This is a genomic window from Streptomyces sp. PT12, from assembly GCF_003311645.1.
Classification (GTDB): domain Bacteria; phylum Actinomycetota; class Actinomycetes; order Streptomycetales; family Streptomycetaceae; genus Streptomyces.
Genome location: NZ_QEST01000237.1, coordinates 1 through 268, shown reverse-complemented (window position 1 = coordinate 268; position 268 = coordinate 1). Strand labels below are relative to the sequence as shown.

Below are 268 nucleotides of genomic sequence, written 5' to 3'. Positions count from 1 at the left end.
CGTCGTGCTTTCAGCACTTCCCGAACTCTCGCACAAACTCGTTGACCTGGTTCGAGAACGCGGCAAAATCACCGTGCAGGAAGCGGAAACGCTGACTGGCGCAAGCCGCAACACCATCAAGTCGCACCTACAGAAACTCGTTGCCGCTGGCCACCTTGCACGTCATGGCGCAGGCCGTGGCGTTTGGTACGCACTCAGTTGAACGAAGCCGGCAAAACGGATAGAAATGGATATAGAATCGGATAGCCACTTATCGAAGGAACCTGGC

At 55.6% G+C, this 268-nt stretch carries 1 protein-coding gene; it reads left to right on the top strand.

The genetic code is table 11. The features are described from left to right. Positions 1 to 202 (top strand): DUF977 family protein (locus DEH69_RS26370; RefSeq protein ID WP_113689497.1); only part of this gene is annotated, 202 nt, incomplete at its 5' end. Positions 203 to 268: the final 66 nt, after the last annotated feature.